Here is an 18,493-nt window from a genome sequence, read left to right as displayed (position 1 = left end):
GGTATTCCCGCTATACCTAGCGAAAAAGCTATTTAGCCTTGATCACAAAGTAATTAATAAGAAACCCCACCATAAATTATGATGGTGGGGTTTGAAATTTATATTCTCTTTTCAAAATAAGTTAAAGATAACTGCTTGTTCACTATGACTTCTTTCACAATTCGAAAATTATTCTTTTTATAAAAACGAACTGCTGGGAAATTCTTCGTACCAGTTGCTACCTTTATTGTCTCAGGATGAAAATTACTCTCGATAAAATTTAATAGCTCTTGTGCAATCCCTTGTCTAAAGTAGTTAGGATGTACAATTAATCGATGTATATCCACTTCACTATCTCCTAATTTAAATGCTATCGTTCCGCAAAGCTCTCCATGTAAAAAATATCCTAAAAATGTTTCTCCACAATTTTGTAATGTCTCGACCGTATCTTTTAATGGTGGTATATCTTCTGAACCAATTAAATTTGCTTCTACCGTATAGGACGGTATTTGAATGCTTAGAACATTTTTAGCATTTTCCCTAACATTTATGTCGATTTCTTTAATCAAGGTCAACCTCCGTTCAGTTTCACACTTTATTACATATTAGCAGAAAAAGGTTTCAATCCAAACAAAATTACATACGTTATTAGGTGGGGTGTTTTCGCAAAACCGTTTACAAAAATGATATTTATACTAAGAGAACATCCAAATGTTTTAGGAATGTATAGACGCAATTTGGCAGAAAGTTTATAATAGAGGCTCAGTTCAATATAGGGAGGATTATAGTGGAAGTATATCAAGCAACAATGGCAGATTTAGAAGGGGTATCAAATCTATTCAACTTGTATCGTGTCTTTTATCAACAACCATCAGATTTAGAAGGCTCTAAGAATTTTATTAAGAACCGCTTAGAAAGCAATGATTCTGTTATATTCGTTGTCAAAGATAACCAAAGGTATGCAGGTTTTACTCAACTTTATCCTACTTTTTCATCCATATCGATGAAAAGAGCATGGATATTAAATGATTTATATGTAGATAAGGAAGCAAGAAAACAAGGAGTAGGTGAGCTGCTTCTGCAAAAAGCAAAAGACTATGGAATTAAAACAGGTGCTAAAAGTATTAGTTTGGAAACAGCGCCAGACAATAAAGCTGCTCAAAAATTATATGAAAAGCATGGATATGTCCGAGATTCGCAATTTCATCATTATGAATTGAGTTTGCTTTAAACATAGCCATTTTCACTTTATATGGACTCAAAAATAATAAGGGAATTATAGTAATAATAGGGGGAGGAAAATGTCAAAAGCGCTAATCTTTGATATGGATGGAACACTGTTTCAAACAGATAAAATATTAGAAATATCTCTCGAGGATACTTTCAACTATTTAAGAACACTTAATAAATGGGATACAGAAACTCCCATTGAGACATACCGTGAAATTATGGGTGTGCCTTTACCGAAAGTATGGGAAACGTTGTTACCAAGTCATTCTATTGAAGATAGAAAACAAACAGATGCTTATTTTCTTAGGAGACTAGTTGAGAATATTAATAGCGGAAAAGGTGCTTTATATCCTAATGTGCAAGAAGTTTTTCTTTACCTAAAAGAAAGAAACTACTCCATTTACATAGCAAGTAACGGCTTAATTAAATATTTAGAAGCGATAGTTCATTATTATCAATTGGATAACTGGGTTACGGAAACTTTCAGTATCGAACAAATAGAATCATGGAACAAATCTGACTTAGTTAAGAGCATTATTGAAAAATATGATATTACTGATGCAGCAGTAGTAGGTGACCGTCTTTCAGATATCAATGCGGCTAAAGATAACAGTTTAATTTCAATCGGATGCAATTTTGATTTCGCACAAGAAGGTGAACTATCTCAGGCTGATTGGATTATAAATGATTTAGACGAATTAAAAGCACTTTTGCCTAAATTAGATACTCTCAAAGTTTAGAAGTCTATTGAATAAATAAATACTCCTCATTAGGTACTAAAAATCCTGGTGAGGAGTATCATTGATTAATATCAGTGTTCAAAGTGCAACAAAGCTGATTGCGGAGTAGCATCCCGATCGAGAGAACATCCTCGAGCGATGCGACATCGCCCTTGAGAGGGAGAACATCGCCCTCGATCGAGAAAACATCGCCCTCGATCGAAAGAACATCCCCCTCGAGCGAGCGAACATCGCTCTCGATGTAGAGAACATCACCCACGAGCAAAAAAACATCGCCCTCGAGTAAGAGAACATCCCCCCGACCGAAAGAACTTCGCCCTCGAGCAAGAGAATATACCCCTTGAGCGGTAGATTGGAATAAGAAGTAGAAAGGGATATACCTGCTAGTAATGAATAGCGGGTATATCCCTTCCTTAATACTTATTACCAAGCACTATCAAAGATCATCAAACCCATTCAAATCACTTGTCTTCGTGTATTGTCTGGACTTCTGCTCAAAGAAGTCGGTTTTCGTCCCATCAAAATTGTCGGCATAAGCACGTATCCATTTCATTGGGTTGTCTACGTATTCCGGGTACAATTCGCTTAAGCCCTTCATTCGCAGCATTTTATTGGCACGATATTTTATATAGCCTTTCATCTCTTCTAAGTCGATGCCGTCCACCTCTTGTAAGACATAGGCAGACCATTCTATTTCCAAATTAACGGATTCTTGAAAGGTACTATAAACCCAATTCATAAAGGCTTCATTATTGTAGTCTGGATTCTCAGCTAAGGTTGCCCGGAATAGTTCACTGATAAAACGACCATGTTCCAGTTCATCGCGGTTAATATAGCTAATCATCGTGGATGTGCCAACCATTTTATTCTCTCTTGCCAGATGGTAAAAGAATGCAAAGCCAGAATAGAAATACATTCCTTCTAGGAGGGATGTATATACCATGGTTTTTAAAATATTTTCCATAGTAGGTTCTTCTGCAAACGCATTGTATTGTGCCATAATATGCTCATTGCGCTTTAATAAAATCGGGTCAGTTCGACCATGTTCAAAAGCTTGATTCTGTTCATCCAACGAAACAACAGAGGACAGAACATAAGAATAACTTTCATTATGAACAGCTTCCTGTTGGGCAATGACAGCCATAATCGATTGCACGGCAGGATCTGTTGCATATAAAGACAGAAGCAACGCTGTTCTTGTTTGGGGAGCATCCAGTGTTGACAAGAGGCCAATAATTTTTAGATAGGCTTCCTGTTCAGAATCTGTTAATGTAGGAAATTGCTTTACATCATTAGACATATTGATCTCGTCCGCTTGCCAGTAATTTCCAACTAATCTTTTATACATTTTATACCAATGTGGATAAGCAATATCATTCCAGTTTAGGATGCCGCTTGACTTCCCGCCAAAAAGTGCCGTTGACTTATTAGGATGTATAGGTTCTAATGTTTTCGCCTTTTTCAATTGCATGTTTTACCACTCCTTCTACCCAGCCTCGTACTTTGCTTTCTTGAACCCCACGTGGAGATTGTTCAATCTTTAATCCAGTTTGCTTACTTTTATAAAACTTCACCAGCTTATCTACTGCCTTGCAAAATAAATCATCTCCACCGAACTGTGTATCACCTGTTCCAAAGATATACATATTTTGAGGTTTATAACCTATTTCAAGGATAAACTCCTTCACTTCATCTGGTGTACTTCCCATTTCCCAAGTAAATGTCCCTAAAAAGAGATAATCATAGCTTTTTGGATCAATAGGAGCATCAATGCCAATTCGATGCATATCCAATTCAAAACCCTTTTGATTTAAAGTAGATGAAATTAATTCTGCGACTTCTTCGGTATTCCCGCTATATGATAAATAGCAAATAGCGGCTTTCAACTTTGACACCACTCGCATTCTTCCACATCATTGGATGTGGAGCGAACATAGTACGTTGTTTTTAATCCTTCACGCCAGGCTTGAAGGTGAAGATCCAGAAGTATCGAAGCTTTAATCGTATTAGGAACGTAGAAGTTAAACGAAATGCTTTGGTCAATATGCTTTTGTCGTGCTGCATTTTGCTTGATGGACCAACGCTGATCAACAATATAGGCAGAACGGCGATAGATGTCATAGGTGTGATGGTCTATTTCAGGTGCCGTAACAGGAATTTTAAAATCTTTTTTCTCTTCATAATAAAACGGTTTGAATACTGGATCGATACTGGCAGTTGAGCCAGCGATCATAGCAGTTGTAGAATTTGGTGCAACCGCCATTAAGTAAGCGTTACGGATGCCAGATTTTTTAACCGAATCTTTTAGAGAGGTCCATTTATTGTCCGTGTATCCTTTTTCGGTAAAGTAAGCCCCAGTGCTCCATTTACTTCCTTCAAATGCAGGGTAGCGGCCTTTTTCCTTACTTAGATCCATACTGTTTTGAATCGTTAAATAAGCAATTTTTTCATACAGTTCGTCCGCGTAATCAACGGCAGCTTGAGTTTCCCATTTGATCCCTTTCACAGCTAACAGGTGATGCCACCCAAAGGTTCCAAGTCCAATCGCACGGTATTTCCTATTTGTTAGCTCTGCTTGCTTAATTGGTAATGTATTTATATCGATGACATTATCCAGCATCCGAACTTGAATTTTGATAAGCCTCTCTAAAACGTTTGCTGGCACTGCTTTTCCAAGGTTAATCGAACTTAAATTGCAGACGACATAGTCACCGCTTTTATATTTTTTAATAATGCTCCCGTCTTGTTCCATAAATTCTTCGATAAACTCCGTTGCAGACTGGTTTTGTGTAATTTCTGTGCACAGGTTAGAGCAATAAATGATGCCATTATGTGAATTGCTATTTTGCCTGTTTACTTCATCACGATAGAACATGAATGGCGTTCCCGATTCGAGCTGAGATTTCATAATGCGCTTCATCAAATCGATAGCAGGGACTTTCTTAGTTAAGGACAGATTGGCTTCCACACATTCTTGATATTTCTTACGCCAAGTACCTTGCCCTTTACCCTCATCATAAAAATCTTCCAAGGAGTACCCCATCACTTGACGAACTTCATGGGGATCAAGAAGGTACCAATCTCCACGAGTTTCCACTTGCTCCATAAAATAGTCTGGGAGAGTAACGCCGATAAAAATATCATGCGCACGCATGCGGTCATCCCCATTGTTGAGTTTTAAGTCTAGGAAACTCTCAATATCACGATGCCAAATGTCTAAATAAACAGCAATGGCACCTTTTCTTGTACCGAGCTGGTCTACGCTTACAGCTATATTGTTGAGTTGCTTAATCCAAGGAACCACGCCGCTGGACATGCCCTTAAAACCTTTAATATCACTGCCGCGAGCACGCACTTTTCCCATATAAACGCCAATGCCACCGCCATTCTTGGAAAGCTTGGCAATATCTGTGTTGCTGTCATAGATGGACTGAAGGCTATCGTCCACCGTATCAATGAAACAGCTCGATAATTGGCCATGTGTTTTGCCTGCATTAGCTAACGTTGGGGTTGCGACTGTCATGTATAAATTGCTTAGCGCCCAATAGGCTTCTTTTACTAATTGACTGCGCTTCTCGGGGTGCTCGTTCTGCATCAGATACATGGCAATAATCATCCAGCGTTCTTGGGGCAATTCAAATACATTCTTATCAAAGTCGGTCGCTAGATAACGTGTTGCTAATGTATGGAGACCTAAATAGGTAAAGTGTAAATCCCTTTCTGGCTGAATAATATCTTCAAATTCCCTGATCTCTTCTTCAGAGTACTTTGTGAAAATATCGGTAGAATAGATGCCGTTTATAGTTAATGTTTTAATTAGTTCGTAAAAAGAACCATATTTTAAGGAAGAATCATAGTTTCTTGTTCTAGCGGCACTGCTGTATAGCTTGTCCAAATAGAACCTTGCAGCCAAATAAGACCAGTCAGGGCTAGCTTCGTCTATATTTTCTAATGCAGCGTTGATAAGCAATTCTATCTTTTTCTCATGGTCCATTGTTTCGATAGAATGTTTTTCTACTTTTTCTATGTAGGAATCTAATTTGACCGATAATCCTGTAGCTCTATGTTCTATCCACCGAGCAAGCTGGTTGTGTTTTGTTTCTGTAATCATGTTATTCCTCCTTGTACTTGGTAAAAAATATGGTTAACAAAATAAAAAACCGTCCACCCTAGGATGAACGGTTTTTGAAAACGACAGAATTTATGTGCAATCCATCGCTTCATTTTCTCTCACCCCGGAGAAATGAAACTTTTAAATGGCTGGCAGGTATCCTGACTTGCGCTTCAAACCTACTAAAGACCTTCCCATATCGATAGATACAGTGGATTTCTCGTTCGTCGACGCTTACAGTTGCGGGGGCAGTTCCAGATTCTCACTGGATTCCCTTTTAAGACTTGTAAAGTCACCATCATTTAAACACTATATATAGTATTAAATTGTTTTGTTGAATCAATATATTGATATTTTTAAGGTTAGCATAGGCATGAATAGAATGCAACCATGATAATTTATTGTGTTCTCATCAAATTCTAATTTTGCTATCATTTTCCTTTAATCTTTAGTGGTTATAGTAAGAGTATAGAGAATAACATCAAAAAAAGAAAGGTGGAAGAAAAATGAATACAAAGTATATTATTACAGGTTTAGTGGCAGCTGGATTATTAGTTGGAGGGATTTCAGTGGCTGCATCTGGCAATGAAACGAGTACCGAGCCGATCCAAAAAGCGGAACAAAGTGAGGAAAGGATCTCTGCTAAACAGGCACAAGAAATAGCGTTGGCTGAAGTAGAGGGCACCATTGATCATGTAGATTTAGAGGAAGATGATGGACGGGTATTCTATGAGGTAGAAGTAAAAGTAAACGATGGAGAGTATGAGATCTATATCGATGCCTTTTCTGGTAAAGTACTCTTTTCAGAAGTGGACCGTGATGATGTTGAAAGAAAACAAGCTACAAATGATTTACTAACACATGATGAAGTAATTGCAATTGCTGAGAAAGCCGTAAATGGAACAGTGAAGGAATTAGAGTTAGATGAGGATGACAATCGTTATGAATATGAAGTAGAGCTAAGAACCGAAAACGGGGAAGCAGAAGTTGTAATCGATGCGGTTACAGGTGACATATTTGAAAAGGAATTGGACTAAGAAAAATAATGCACTTTCGTTCTAGTGACGGATTCAATCATAACTTAAATATTTATATCACAGGTAAATGGCTTGGGTTCGGTATTGAACCCATGCCATTTAGCTTTTATGATTAGCACTCAAGCTTTACTTTAACTATTTCTAGTATTTTTAGCATTCTTTACGAACAAAAAAAATGCTAAAAATCCCTGAGGCAGGAATTTCATTCTATTACAAATAGGTCTCGGGGCTTATGGCAAATTACTTTTTTAGTCCATTAAATTAAATCATACTTCCATGTATCCTTGGATTATAATGAAAGCAGCGAAGGAGTGGGTTAGTTGAAAAAGAATACCGTAATTATTTTAATTTTATTAGGAATAGCTGCACTGCTGATTTTGAAGCAAATTGTGGGAATAGCTGATGGTCCTAAAGAATATGTAACAGATGGAAGTAACTACAAAACTGTGGATATTAAATCGGAAAATGCCAGGATTGAAGTCTTTCCAGCCACTGATTCCACTGCAAGGGTAGAGTTAAGAGATGATGGTAATCAATACAAACTTGAAGCCGGTGTGAATGGAGATACATTGGAAATCGAATTAAAGGATAAAAGCTGGTGGCCGAATTTTTCATGGTTTTTCTCAGAAGGGCCCAGATTAACAGTTTTGCTGCCAGAAGAACAACTTGAGAGATTAAGTATTGATTCGGATAATGGTCTTATAGGTGTTACTGAATTAAATCCTGATCATTTAGAAGTGGAGACCGACAATGGAAAAGTGGAACTGCTTAACATAGAAACCGCGTCCGTTCGTGCAGATTCAGATAATGGGGAGCTGATATTTTCAAATGTAAATGGAGAAATAACAGCGGAATCGGATTATGGAGCAATCAGGCTTACGACGGATTCGTTGGACCGTCCTGTTCACCTAACTACAGACAACGGGCCAATTGATATTCGTACAGAATCTGAGCCGACAAATGTCACATTTGATATAAGGACAGATAATGGATCCGTGAACGTTTTTGAAAGTACCAATTATGATACTGTTATTGGAGATGGTGAGCATCTCATTAAATTGACTACAGATAATGGAAGTATAAGTGTGAATAAATAAAAACAAAACGCAGGGAGAGTTCTTTGGTTCAGAGAGCACACCTTGCGTTTTTACATATGTAAATGGAAACATGGACAGCAGGGGAACGTGAAATATAGGAATTTAGATGGAATACTTTTCTTTTAATAGAGTATATAAAAAGTAGGAATTCATTTGCTCGCCTTAGTGGAGAAAGGGGGAAAGCCATGAACGAAGTTGTTTTAGGAAAGTTAAAAGAGACGAGAGCGCATTTAATCAATGAAATATCAAGACTGCAGGATGATAATTTTAACAAACGCCCGGATATGAACAAATGGAGTATTGCGCAAGTTTGTCACCATTTAATATTAGTTGAAAGGTCAACGATGAAAGTAATACAATGGGGATTGAAGGGGAAAAGCGATACAAATAGTGCAAGAAAAAAAGTAGAACTTATCCTGAATCGGGACAAAAAGATAAAAGCGCCGCAAATAGTGGAGCCGGCTGAAGAGACATTTACAGTACAGCAAATTATAAATCTCTTGAAGGATTCGAGAGAGAAGTTATTTGCATTATTACACTCAATTGACGATAAATCTGTATTAAGGGAAAAGTCAGTGAAACATCCAGCCTTTGGAGACTTGCCGCTCGATCAATGGGTGGAAGCTGTATACTTACACGAACAACGGCATTTGGAACAGATTAAAGAAATCAAGAATGTATTAAAATCATAATGCTGGAAAAACATAGGGACTAATTTATAAATTGGATGATGGAGTAATTGTACATTAGAAGCAGGCCAAGCATGAAGAAGAATGAGGCTGGGACAAATGTGTTTGCTAAAAAGAAAAAACGAACGAAATAGCGGTGACAACCGCTGCGGAAATATACTTCGCTTTCCACGGGCGGCTGTTGAGCCTCCTCGAGACTGACGTCTCTGCGAGGTCTCACCTAGGCCTATCCTCCCGTAGGAGTCTACGTATATTTCCTCCGCTAAAATAGTTCGTTTTTTTGGTTGTGTCCCAGCCACATTTGTATTTGAAAAACGCAAAATAAGTACACCAAGCCAAAGTGAGATTACTCTTCACCAAGAAGAACTATTGTGTCAATGTCTCCATGTTCCTGTGGCTCCACCTTAGTAAAGTTTCCCTTTATTACGATAAGAACATTTCCCTTGCTTTCTTTGAAGGCATGGGGCAGGTTTTATTTTGGAAGACCTTCCTCCTGTTTCTCGCCACAAATTTATAAAACGTGTCTCGCACACTTCTTGGAATTAATTTCAATAATAATAACGCACTAAAACGCGGATTAGCAGTCACGAGTAAGTGAATGACGGCATTAGAATAGATGTATTGTTCATCCCTTGTTATAAAGATCATGCTATCTACGTTTGGATCCAGAGTGACATTCTCTTTTGTCCAATTACTATGAAAATCAGTTATATTTAACTCAGGATTACGATTTATTTTTACTACAAATCGGATAAAGCTACTACACATATTGCACTCGCCATCATAAATTAAAACGGGCATTGTTCTTCGCTCCTTTCGATTTTATATTGATCAATATAAGCATAACATACATCAGGATAGGGACAAGAAAAACAAAGTGCAGCAATAGCTGTTTGCTCAAAACAAAAGAGGCAATCCACCGCTACAGTGAATTGCCTTTATATATTCATAAAAAGAACACAATCAATTGGGACGAAATAGCAACCAATATAAGCGCAAAAGGATATGCTACGGCATAAGCAATAGCAGGATCTTCGGAATCCACAATTTGATTTACTGCACCTAGTCCAGGAGTACTGGTCATCCCGCCACAAAGTACACCCAATGAGTGAACAATACTGAGCTTAAATACTTTTCTCGCGACAATATAACCGATAACCATTGGTACCAAGGTTATAATGATTCCGCTGAATACAAGTCTTAAACCTTCTGTTCTGATAACATCTACAAGCCCATCTCCTGCGGTTGTACCTGCTCCAGCAAGAAAAAGGACTAGTCCGATATCACGAATAACTTGATTAGAATGTCCGAAATAACGTGCGTGAATCGGACCTATCTTACCAAAGTGTCCGATAATCAAAGCAATAAACAAAGGCCCTCCAGCAATCCCTAGAGTAATTGTCCCTAGGCCAGGTAACGGGATCGGCACCATTCCGGCTAAAATTCCAATGAGCAGAATGATACTTAAGGAGAAAATATCGACGTTGGTTATAGTCAATTTTTTCCTGGCAAACAGATTTTCTACTTCATCTAATTTATCTTCCGTACTAACAATCGTTAAAACGTCACCACGAATCAGACGCATGTTAGGATTTTGGTTAATTTCAATACCGCTTCGCTCTACACGTGTAACGGTTACGCCAAAATCTCTTCTTAATCGCAATTCTTTAAAATTTTTCCCAATAACTTCATCAGAGTCAACAACCACTTTGCGATATTTAATATGATCTGTATTATCTAAATGTGTTTCCACTACTTTTCCAACGTGTTGGCTAAACTCCTCGATATCCTGATGATTCCCAACTGCAACCAGTTTATCACCAAGTAAAAGCACTGTGTCACTTAAAGCGATAATGTTGCGTTTATCACGAATAACACGACTAATCACCACGGAATTCTTATTCGGGAACTTAACTTCTTTTATGGTCCGTTTATTTAAATCTGGATTTGTAATTTCAACGGTGATGAGCTCTGGTGAATCCTCACGTTTGATTGGATTATTTGCTTGTTCTAAATCCTCTATTAAATCAGTTTTGATTAACCTGGGAACGAGCTGCACAAATAAAACAACAGCTATTACTCCGAATGGGTAGGCAATCCCATAACCTACAGAAGCGAGCGGGTCGTTGGTTGCTTGAAGTGCTGCTGCAAGACCTGGTGTGCTGGTTAAAGCCCCTGTCATAATTCCAACACCTAAAGGAACTGATAAATCGAAAGTATTAGAGACGATAAGAGTCGTTATAACAGCTGAAACAACGATGATAACGGCTATTACTCCAAAAACCATCCCACTTGTCCGAATCATTCGGAAAAAACGTGGACCAGCCTGCAAACCTATTGCCACAATAAATAAGCTTAGTCCCAAATTTTGTACGATGGGAGGAACCTGGTAACCAAAGTGACCAAATACCATCGCTACAAGTAAGACGCCAGCAGTTCCTAAACTCAATCCTTTCACTTTAACATTTCCAAGTAAGGAACCTAAAAATAAAATAGAAAATATAAGTAATAACGGATCGTTCAATAATTCACTAACTATATCCATGCTTATCCTCCACGATGTCCTGCATATATTATAAACATAAAAAGCTGAAGGATTACAACAATTCACATGTTGGTCATATAAAAGGAAAGCTAAAGCTGACCAATAGATAGAAACTAAGCCATGGCCAAACCGGTCAGCCATGACTTAGCTCGCCAGTAATCTTTCGATGAAATATCCTGGGTTAAAAGATAATACTTATATGGCAGTAATAATGATTCAAACCAGATTAAAGGTTTTTCCAAAGGGAACCTGTGGTTTATAGCTATCTGGAATTAACCAAGTAACATCATAATCGATTTTCAGTTCTTCCCAGAAATGTCCAGTCACGTCTGTAATGTAAAATAGTTTCTCAATGTCATTTTCTTGTCCCCATTCTAATACATCTGTATAGGACGCTCTTCCGTGACTATGGAAGGTAAGTTGCTTTACTTTACTCGTATCCGTTATTTCCCTGATTTTAAAATCAGCACAGACCAATGGGGTAGATTCTCTAACCTCATTAAATAAAGAGATAATATTCCTGATGGTTTCAATTGGATAATCATCTGTAGATACATCAACCGCAACAGCGATTTTCTGATTCATGGATTGCTTTATCAACTGTAGTAATTTCTTCTGCCAACTCAAAATACTCCACCCGCCTTACGTAGAAATCATAATCGTATTATATGGAATCACGTCGATTCTAAAGGTGGAAAATCTTAGATAAATGAAGAGTTTGTTATGAAGAAAAATAAAAGTCCTATTTTCAAAAAATACCTCCTTATTGGGATGTTGTTTTAACTATTAATTGGTATTTTGAGAAGCGAATTTATTTGATCTCCGCGTAGATGATTCCAGCTTGAAATTATTAAGCCTATTCTAGGTGTCACAGCTTCTATATTAAAGTGCAAATTTAATTAATTAAAGACATTTAATTTAATTTTCTAGTAAATGTGTTATAATCCATAAACATAAGCATCAAGAACTGGAGGGCATAACGTGAATTTAGCGGAAAATTTTGAGGAAACAAAAGATGAACTGATAAAAATCAGCAACCACTTATACAATAATCCCGAGCTTGGGGATGAAGAATTTGAATCGATGAAGCTATTGGTAGCATATTTACGTTCCCATCATTTTGAAGTGGAAACAGGTATCGTGGATCGTCCGACAGCTTTTCGTGCGGAGTTTTCTGGGGACAAGCCAGGGCCAACTGTTGCCTTTTTAGCAGAGTATGATGCGCTGCCTGGAATTGGTCACGGATGTGGCCATAATTTAATAGCGACCATGGCAGTTGGAGCTGGAGTTGTTCTAAGTAAACATATACAGGAGATAGGTGGAAAAGTTGTTGTTCTTGGGACTCCTGCCGAGGAAACAAGTGGAGCAAAAGTACCCATGGCTGAACAGGGAACTTTCGATGATATTGATGTAGCGATGATGGTACATCCTGCTGATGTTTCTTCAGAAAGTGGACCAATGCTCGCGATGGACGCCCTGCAATTTGATTTTACTGGAAAGGCATCCCATGCAGCTGCTTCCCCTGAAGAAGGAATTAATGCACTGGATGCCGTTATTCAGCTATTTAATGGAATTAATGCACTTCGTGAACATGTTCCATCAGATGTTAGAATACACGGGATTATTACAGAGGGAGGACAAGCTGCGAACATTGTACCAGAGAAAGCTGTCGCTCAATTTTATATTCGTGCAAATGAGCGCAATGTAGTCGATGAAGTTGTGAAAAAGGTAAGAAACATTGCAGAGGGTGCTGCTTTAATGACAGGAGCGTCTGTTGCTATTTCCAACTATGAATTGAGCTATGACAATATGGTTAACAATAAGGCTTTATCAGATATTTTTACAAAGAACCTAAAATCTTATAGTCCACATCCAGTGTATCCTCCAGTGCCAGCAACTGGCTCAGCGGATATGGGTAATGTTAGCCAAGTTGTTCCGGCAATCCATCCATATGTTGGGTTGAACGAACCTGGGCTCGTGTTCCATACGAAGGAATTTGCAGATAAAACCATTACGAAAGATGGCGAAACAGCAATTGCAGATGCTGTCCTTGCTTTAGCGCAAACTGGTTATGATATCATAACGGATCATGATTTACTATCCACCATAAAGAACGAATTTGAAAATAGGTAAGTTCAGTTTTCATGGTGACAGGTAGTGAATAATCCTGTGCTCTCACTGTTTGTAGCGATTCACTATCTGTTATTTATTTTTACAACTAGAGAAAATTACATAAGGAGAGGTTTTTAATGAGTGACGAAACGTCGATTTCTATGGAGGGAAATTCCAAAAGAAAGAAAGGAAAGTTTGAATTCCCTCATGTGTTCGCACTATTGTTTGGTTTAATTATTATTACAGCATTATTCACCTATTTGATTCCTGCTGGGGTGTATGATAGAGAAGTGAATGAGGCTGGAAGAACAGTTGTTGTAGATGGAACATATCACGAGGTAGAATCGAATCCTACTGGACTTTTTGGAATTTTAGAGTCTGTACATAGAGGCATGGTTGATGCTGCTGAAATTATCTTTTTCATTTTTATTGTTGGTGGTGCTTTTGGAATTTTGAATGCTACCAAGGCGATTGAAACGGGGCTTGCAAGTGTTTCCACGAAAATGGCAGGAAAAGAGATTCTATTAATACCCGTTGTTATGGTTTTATTTGCACTGGGTGGTGGAACATTTGGAATGTCGGAAGAAACGATTCCCTTTATCTTAATTTTAGTTCCATTAGCAATTAAGATGGGCTTTGATTCCCTCGTAGGTGCGGGAATGGTCATCGTTGGATCGTGTGCGGGCTTTACTGCTTCATTCCTAAATCCTTTTACGGTTGGTGTAGCTCAAGGGATTGCAGAAATTCCCCTATTTTCTGGAATGGGAGTTCGCCTTATTGTGTGGTTAATATTTGTTGCATTTAGTACTGCATTTGTGATGATTTATGCAAAGAAAGTTAAAAAAAATCCGGAAATTAGCTTGATGTATGACATTGACAAGCAATGGAAGAAAGAAGATTCTATACAGAATCATCTTGAGACAAAGTTAACAGCTCGACAATCCATTATTATTGGTTTGCTATTTTTAACGATTATTGGACTTGCAATAGGTGTTACATTTTATGAATGGTACATCATGGAAATTGCCTCACTATTTTTATTGATGGGGATTATTGCCGGATTTGTAGCTAAGCTCCGAATTAATCAAATTGCTGAATCCTTTGTAAATGGTTGTAGAGATCTAGTTGTTGGAGCATTGGTTGTTGGTTTGGCCTATGGGATTATAGTTGTATTAGAGGATAGTAACACGATTGATACGATCTTATATAGCTTATCTGGTGCAATTGGACAATTACCAACTGCATTCTCCGCGATGGGGATGTATATAACACAAAGTCTTTTGAACTTTATTGTTCCATCGGGAAGTGGACAAGCTGCTTTAACGATGCCTATTATGACTCCACTTGCTGATTTAACTGGAGTGAGCAGACAAACTGCCGTAATGGCATTTCAATTAGGGGATGGGATTTCTCATGCCATTACCCCTACATCGGGAGTTTTAATGGCTTCACTTGCATTGGCAAGAATACCGTGGATAAAATGGATTAAATGGGTATGGCCAGTAATCGCAATATCTTATCTGGCTGGCGCGGTTATAGTTACGGTTGTTCATATGTTTATTTGGACGGTTTGATGTTTAGTAAAATAGTGGACTATTAAGATTGGAATTTAAACGGCACCTGTGATAGGTGTCGTTTAATAGTATTTTCTGGGAAAGTAATCTGCTTAACTAACTTTTTAATCATCCTACTCTTGTTTCCCTTGCTTAATAAAGTAATGGTAAAATATAGAAAAGGAGTGAAGAAATTTGAAATACAAAGATACGTGGGATTTAGAAACGATTTTTCCTGGAGGAACTGCTTCTAAACACTTACAGGCAAAGCTAAAAGATATTAAGAAGGACATTGATACTTATGAGAATCTTATCCAAACTTGGGACAATTCACAAAAATTATTTAAAGAAATTTTAAAGCAACAGGAGAAGATTGGTAAAGGGTTAGGTCAATCAAGAACATTTGTGCAAATGTCGCATGATGCATATACGAAGGATGAGCATGCGAGTGTAGTGATGGGACAGGTGATGGATTTATACAGTGACGTGCAGAAGTTATCAACAGTATTTACGAAAAAACTTGTTGCATTCTCAGATCAAGACTGGCTAGAACTCCTTCAAGATGAAGAATTACAAGCTGTCTCTTTTGCATTAAATGAAATAAGGGATCAGGGCAAGCGTCTTCTCTCAGAGGAAGAGGAAAGAATCATTACGGAGTTAAACAAGGATGGATTATCAGCTTGGAGTAACTTGTATGATACGATTGTATCTACGATGACGATACCATTTACCGATTCGGAAGGCAAGACGACTGAATTATCTATTGGGCAAGCGATGAACCGGATGTATGCTGACCCTGACAAAGAAGTGCGAAGCCAGCTGTTTGAAAACTGGGAAGCTGCTTGGACAAAATATGCCCCTATATTTGCTGACACACTTAATCACTTAGATGGCTATCGTATTACATTGCAAAAGCTGCATGACCGAGATCATTTCTTAGAAGATCCACTAGAGTATAATCGCATGTCCAAAGAAACATTGGACGCAATGTGGGGAGCAGTCTCTAGCAATAAAAAACCTTTCATTGACTTTTTGAATAAAAAGGCAAAGCTTCTTGGAATGGAGAAGCTTGGATGGCAGGATGTAGATGCACCGCTTGCTGTAGGAAGTGAAAAACCAAAGGAATTCACGTATGATGAAGCCTGTGACTTTGTTATCGAAAATTTTGCAAGCTTTGGTCCGAAATTAGCAGGATTTGCAAAACATGCACTGGAAAATCGCTGGGTAGAGGCGGAGGATCGTCCGAATAAACGTCCTGGTGGCTATTGTACCGGATTGCCAGAGTTTGGAGAGTCGCGAATTTTTATGACCTTTACTGGATCGAATAGTGATACAAGTACTCTTGCCCATGAACTGGGACATGCTTTTCATAGCCATGTCATGAAAGACTTGCCGACACTTAATCGCAGATACGCCATGAACGTTGCGGAAACAGCAAGTACTTTTGCGGAAACGATCATCAATAATGCGACTGTGGCGAATGCTAAATCTAAGGAAGAAAAAATCTCACTTCTGAATGCAAAATTGGAGAACGCAACAGCGATGTTTATGAACATTCATGCTCGTTTCTTATTTGAAACTGCCTTTTATGAAGAAAGAACGAAAGGAATCGTGTCTGAACAAAGGTTAAATGAATTGATGGTTAATGCACAAAAAGAAGCATATGGTGACAGCTTATCTAGCTATCATCCGCATTTCTGGTGCAGTAAACTCCACTTCTTTATTGATAGTGTGCCATTTTACAATTTCCCATATACATTTGGCTACTTGTTTAGCCTAGGAATTTATGCCGAATACTTAAAGAATCCAGCTGGCTTTGAAGAAAAGTATATAGCACTGTTACAAGATACTGGTTCCATGAGGGTGGAAGACTTGGCGAAGAAACATTTAGGTGTTGACCTAACGAAACAAGACTTCTGGGCAGCTGGGATCGAGTTAATGGCGAAGGATGTAAAGGAGTTTATAAGTCTAGTGTAGATCGACTTGGAAGAGGTTTTTTACTAATTCCAAACTAGCTAGGAGTGTAATCCGATTACACTGTCTTATGGCAGAATACAGATCTTGCTGGTTTAATGTTAATCGATGGGATTATCTTATCGGAATTGATGGGTAGCTTTTCAACAGAGCGATACATTTATTGGGAAAGTGGGATAAAAGCTAGAGGGAATGGCATTAAATGAACAAAGGTACTGCAGGTTTTTGCTTTTCCTTCATGAATAATTATTCCTGTCCACCGATTATAAATAATAAGCATTATTCCTTAATAAGCCCCTCTGCCTCCATATAATGGAGGAGAGGGGCTTAGCTGTTGGCAATGATGATACTATGATTGCAGATGGAGAATATTGTTTGCTAATCATTATGGTTTAGGCACTATTACTTCCAAATGACTAGGAAGCAGTTTCAATTTAACTGGCGTGTGAGGTCCTTCCTCTCCATCAACATTGGCAGTAAGGATTTGGTCTGTACGGATGGTAATTCGGTTTGCTGTGAGATAAGTGATATGATCATCATTCTGTAAATTTCCACTGAGGGTAGAACCAACCATACTGAAAATGTTGAAAGCGGAGAGCTCTTCAAAAATGAAGATATGCATTTTCCCATCATCGACCTCTGCTTTTGGATTAAAGTGGATATAGCCACCAACAGAATTAGTAAGGGCAACGAGAATTAGAAAGGCATGTTTTTTTATAACTTTGCCATTTGCATCTATTTCTACATTAAACCCCTCATCATCTCTAAGTTTTTTCGCACCTTCTAACACATAGGCCAAAGCACCCAGTTTTGATTTTTGTTCTGATGGAACTCCATAGAAAGCTTCTGCAATGGGACCGATGGAAATACTGCTCATAAAATAGCGTTCATGGGTCTTTGCAATGTCAATTTCCTTCGTGAATGTATCCTTTTCTAACAATTCGATTGCTGCATCTGTCTGAAGAGGGATGGAGAGGGCCCTAGCTAAATTATTAACGGTTCCTAAGGGAATGATGGATAATATAGGACGATGCTTTTGCTCCGCAAGGCCGTTTATTGCCTCATTGACTGTCCCATCGCCACCCATCACAATTAATAAATCCATTTCTTTACTACAAGCCTCTCTTGCATATTTCGTTGCATCAGACTGTTTTTCTGTTAGACGTATTGAGGTTTCGTAGCCATTTCTTTTTACTGCTTCCAAAGCTTTTTGTTGATATTCTGTGCTTCTCTCTTTTCCAGAATCTGGATTTGCAATTAACATGGCTTTCTTCATTTTCATTTCTCCCATAAACATTCTTTTCTTCTTATCTTCCCTTCTGTTGTTCTATGGAAACATGGAGGAGAACTAATTGTACCTCAATATTGTGGGAGTCATTTTATTTTTGAATATTTAAAAATAGGTTGATTTTTTGAAGCGAGTATA

Annotated in this window: 15 protein-coding genes, 1 pseudogene and 1 riboswitch; of the genes and pseudogenes, 8 read left to right on the top strand and 8 right to left on the bottom strand. The window is 38.1% G+C overall.

Going from position 1 to position 18,493, the window contains the following annotated elements; genetic code table 11:
• Nucleotides 1-98: 98 nt before the first annotated feature.
• A complete protein-coding gene (locus tag D8M04_RS11995) occupies nucleotides 99-548 on the bottom strand; it encodes a GNAT family N-acetyltransferase (RefSeq protein WP_121523290.1) in 450 nt (149 codons plus the stop codon).
• Nucleotides 549-766: 218 nt separating this feature from the next.
• Here D8M04_RS11995 and D8M04_RS11990 point away from each other — a divergent pair, with 218 nt between their 5' ends.
• Both D8M04_RS11990 and D8M04_RS11985 read left to right on the top strand, forming a co-directional pair.
• Nucleotides 767-1,210: a GNAT family N-acetyltransferase gene (locus D8M04_RS11990; protein ID WP_121523289.1), complete on the top strand. Its 444-nt coding sequence runs from the start codon at nucleotides 767-769 to the stop codon at nucleotides 1,208-1,210.
• A 70-nt stretch (nucleotides 1,211-1,280) separates the two neighbouring features.
• A pseudogene (locus tag D8M04_RS11985) lies at nucleotides 1,281-1,949 on the top strand (HAD family hydrolase); the annotation flags it as partial.
• 436 nt (nucleotides 1,950-2,385) lie between these two features.
• On the opposite strand, the gene D8M04_RS11975 reads toward D8M04_RS11985, so the two are convergent.
• From D8M04_RS11975 to D8M04_RS11965, 3 genes are read right to left on the bottom strand one after another with little or no spacing between them, the layout of a single operon-like run.
• Nucleotides 2,386-3,420 carry a ribonucleotide-diphosphate reductase subunit beta gene (locus D8M04_RS11975; protein WP_121523284.1) on the bottom strand — a complete coding sequence of 345 codons (1,035 nt, stop codon included), beginning with the start codon at nucleotides 3,418-3,420 and terminating at the stop codon, nucleotides 2,386-2,388.
• Nucleotides 3,377-3,853, bottom strand: coding sequence for a flavodoxin (locus D8M04_RS11970; RefSeq protein WP_187695446.1), 477 nt, complete (start codon nucleotides 3,851-3,853; stop codon nucleotides 3,377-3,379). Before D8M04_RS11970 ends, D8M04_RS11975 begins: the two co-directional genes overlap by 44 nt.
• The gene (locus tag D8M04_RS11965; protein ID WP_121523280.1) at nucleotides 3,832-6,060 is read right to left on the bottom strand and encodes a ribonucleoside-diphosphate reductase subunit alpha; all 2,229 of its coding nucleotides are present in this window, start codon (nucleotides 6,058-6,060) and stop codon (nucleotides 3,832-3,834) included. Before D8M04_RS11965 ends, D8M04_RS11970 begins: the two co-directional genes overlap by 22 nt.
• 134 nt (nucleotides 6,061-6,194) lie before the next feature.
• Nucleotides 6,195-6,375: riboswitch (cobalamin riboswitch) on the bottom strand.
• A 191-nt stretch (nucleotides 6,376-6,566) separates the two neighbouring features.
• Between D8M04_RS11965 and D8M04_RS11960 the strand changes: the two genes are divergently transcribed.
• From D8M04_RS11960 to D8M04_RS11950, 3 genes are all read left to right on the top strand, one after another.
• Nucleotides 6,567-7,097 carry a PepSY domain-containing protein gene (locus D8M04_RS11960; protein ID WP_121523279.1) on the top strand — a complete coding sequence of 177 codons (531 nt, stop codon included), beginning with the start codon at nucleotides 6,567-6,569 and terminating at the stop codon, nucleotides 7,095-7,097.
• 320 nt (nucleotides 7,098-7,417) lie between these two features.
• Complete coding sequence (locus D8M04_RS11955; protein WP_121523277.1) at nucleotides 7,418-8,194, top strand: DUF4097 family beta strand repeat-containing protein; 777 nt, start codon at nucleotides 7,418-7,420, stop codon at nucleotides 8,192-8,194.
• A 185-nt stretch (nucleotides 8,195-8,379) separates the two neighbouring features.
• Nucleotides 8,380-8,886 carry a DinB family protein gene (locus D8M04_RS11950; RefSeq protein WP_121523275.1) on the top strand — a complete coding sequence of 169 codons (507 nt, stop codon included), beginning with the start codon at nucleotides 8,380-8,382 and terminating at the stop codon, nucleotides 8,884-8,886.
• Between the two features lie 420 nt (nucleotides 8,887-9,306).
• Here the strand turns inward: D8M04_RS11950 and D8M04_RS11940 are convergent, their stop codons facing one another.
• From D8M04_RS11940 to D8M04_RS11930, 3 genes are all read right to left on the bottom strand, one after another.
• Complete coding sequence (locus D8M04_RS11940) at nucleotides 9,307-9,684, bottom strand: thiol-disulfide oxidoreductase DCC family protein (protein WP_121523271.1); 378 nt, start codon at nucleotides 9,682-9,684, stop codon at nucleotides 9,307-9,309.
• Between the two features lie 145 nt (nucleotides 9,685-9,829).
• The gene (locus D8M04_RS11935) at nucleotides 9,830-11,428 is read right to left on the bottom strand and encodes an aspartate:alanine exchanger family transporter (RefSeq protein ID WP_121523269.1); all 1,599 of its coding nucleotides are present in this window, start codon (nucleotides 11,426-11,428) and stop codon (nucleotides 9,830-9,832) included.
• A 216-nt stretch (nucleotides 11,429-11,644) separates the two neighbouring features.
• The gene (locus tag D8M04_RS11930; protein WP_121523268.1) at nucleotides 11,645-12,055 is read right to left on the bottom strand and encodes a VWA-like domain-containing protein; all 411 of its coding nucleotides are present in this window, start codon (nucleotides 12,053-12,055) and stop codon (nucleotides 11,645-11,647) included.
• 354 nt (nucleotides 12,056-12,409) lie between these two features.
• Here D8M04_RS11930 and D8M04_RS11925 point away from each other — a divergent pair, with 354 nt between their 5' ends.
• The 3 genes from D8M04_RS11925 (at nucleotide 12,410) to D8M04_RS11915 (ending at nucleotide 17,070) form a co-directional block, all read left to right on the top strand.
• Entirely contained in the window at nucleotides 12,410-13,561 is a 1,152-nt protein-coding gene (locus D8M04_RS11925) for a M20 family metallopeptidase (protein WP_121523266.1), read from the top strand.
• A 116-nt stretch (nucleotides 13,562-13,677) separates the two neighbouring features.
• Nucleotides 13,678-15,114 (top strand): YfcC family protein, encoded by a 1,437-nt coding sequence (locus D8M04_RS11920; protein ID WP_246001224.1) that lies wholly within the window; start codon nucleotides 13,678-13,680, stop codon nucleotides 15,112-15,114.
• 174 nt (nucleotides 15,115-15,288) lie between these two features.
• Nucleotides 15,289-17,070 carry a M3 family oligoendopeptidase gene (locus D8M04_RS11915; RefSeq protein ID WP_121523264.1) on the top strand — a complete coding sequence of 594 codons (1,782 nt, stop codon included), beginning with the start codon at nucleotides 15,289-15,291 and terminating at the stop codon, nucleotides 17,068-17,070.
• A gap of 382 nt (nucleotides 17,071-17,452) precedes the next feature.
• Here D8M04_RS11915 and D8M04_RS11910 read toward each other — a convergent pair whose 3' ends face one another.
• A complete protein-coding gene (locus D8M04_RS11910; protein ID WP_158595117.1) occupies nucleotides 17,453-18,343 on the bottom strand; it encodes a diacylglycerol/lipid kinase family protein in 891 nt (296 codons plus the stop codon).
• Nucleotides 18,344-18,493 lie beyond the last annotated feature (150 nt).

It is taken from the genome of Oceanobacillus piezotolerans (genome assembly GCF_003665065.1).
Lineage (GTDB): Bacteria > Bacillota > Bacilli > Bacillales > Amphibacillaceae > Oceanobacillus > Oceanobacillus piezotolerans.
This window is presented reverse-complemented; position numbering and strand designations above follow the sequence as displayed.